The 1563-nt window shown below is 61.5% G+C and carries 2 protein-coding genes; both read right to left on the reverse strand.

Features of this window, described 5'->3' with window-relative positions; translation table 11 throughout:
* Positions 1 to 84 precede the first annotated feature (84 nt).
* Positions 85 to 510 (reverse strand): exonuclease domain-containing protein, encoded by a 426-nt coding sequence (locus NHN26_RS17330; RefSeq protein WP_253090543.1) that lies wholly within the window; start codon positions 508 to 510, stop codon positions 85 to 87.
* Between the two features lie 75 nt (positions 511 to 585).
* The gene (locus NHN26_RS17335; protein ID WP_253090544.1) at positions 586 to 1308 is read right to left on the reverse strand and encodes a hypothetical protein; all 723 of its coding nucleotides are present in this window, start codon (positions 1306 to 1308) and stop codon (positions 586 to 588) included.
* Positions 1309 to 1563 lie beyond the last annotated feature (255 nt).

Here is a 1563-nt window from a genome sequence, read left to right on the forward strand (position 1 = left end):
CCCATTCGGCGCTTGGCGGAAGGACACCGGTTGAGGCCCATCAGGGCCAAGACCTGAAGGCGGCGGCATGATCAACAGGCAAGCTTAGCAACGCCGCAAATCTGTCCAGAAAACGGGGACCACCTCAAAGCGGGTGTTGCCGTTGAATTGAGTGGCGAAGATGTCGGGTTGAAGGTTCTGGTAGAAGGCCTGGCGCAGCATCTCCTCGTCGAAGCGGATGCTGTTGAACCCCGTCCAGATCGCGGGCGACCAGCGTTCGATCAGCGCGCCGATCTCCTGCATGAACTCGAAGAGCGTCGGGAATGCGGGATCCACAAGCTGCGCCGGGCGCACGCCGGTAACCGCCAGCGCCCAAGGCGAGGGGATGATGTGCGGCGCGATACGGCAACGAAGATTGACCCGCTCGATCTCCCTGAATTCACCATCCGTCAGAATGGCGGCGAATTGCAGCGGTTGATCGAAGGCGGGCGATGTGCCGGTGGTTTCAAGATCGTAGAAAGCGAAATTCATCAGTGCAGCTTAACCGGCACCGGGGATTCCGTCATCCGGCAAAGCGCTCGTACCCGGGCAACGAGGGCACAGCCCTCACTGCACGGCTATGGGTCGCAGCATGTCGTCGGTGTCGAGCTTGAGCGCGCTGCGCCACAGCGGGGTCTTGAAGACATGGCATACATGCTTGCCGGGGCCGTCCTCACGGGTTTCCACCAGCAGGCCGGCCCATTCGAGCGGACGCAGGACGCAGGACGAGAACGCGGCCATCTCTCGCCATCCGGCCGTGTGCCAATCCTTCGGCTCACCGTAGAAGGCTTGGAACAAGGCGGCCTCGGTCGTGCCGTGGTCCGCCTCGACGTTGATGACGTTCATCCAGACATCCCACTTGCCGAAAGGACGCTCGTCGAACCGCGCATAGGAGGCGTGATCGATCCGGAGGACGAAATAGGGGATCAGCTCGGCGAACAGGCGCCCCGGGGCGTCCGCCAGCTCTGCGCCACGCTTGGTCAGCCGGAACTCGCCCTTGTAGTGCCGTCCCAGGCGCAGCGAGATCAGCAGGTAATGCAGCACCTCGAGCGGCGGGAACTCGTATTCATTGATGACCTTGCTGTAGCGGAACATCTCTTCCGCGCTTTTGCCCGGCCACCCGAAATGCTCGACCGCCCAATGGACGAAAACGCGCTTGAAGGCCTTGGTCTTCGTCAGCCCGATCGAGCCATGCTCCTGCGCGTATTGCAGGGTCAGGAGTGCTGCCCGCAGCATGGGCGAATGCGCGAGATCGGGATGGTCATCAGGGAGCGGGCGAAACTCGATCATGGCGCGACGTTGCCACAGGCTGCGTCGCGTTTCCACGGCTCTGAAGCCGACGGTATCGCGCCAACGCTCTAGAGCGGTGAAGTCCTCCTGGCGTCAATGGAGTTTGATCGCAGGCGACTGGCAGCAACGACGTAAACGGTGTTTTGCCCCCACCTTCCTGTGATTTTTCCGTTCTGCGAGTCCGTCTCTGTTGGCTAACAGGGGTGGAGTTTCTCCATGGAGACTATGACGGAGTTTCTCAGTTCACTTGGCGTG

Origin of the sequence: Rhodovulum tesquicola (assembly GCF_024128855.1) — a bacterium.
Classification (GTDB): domain Bacteria; phylum Pseudomonadota; class Alphaproteobacteria; order Rhodobacterales; family Rhodobacteraceae; genus Rhodovulum; species Rhodovulum tesquicola.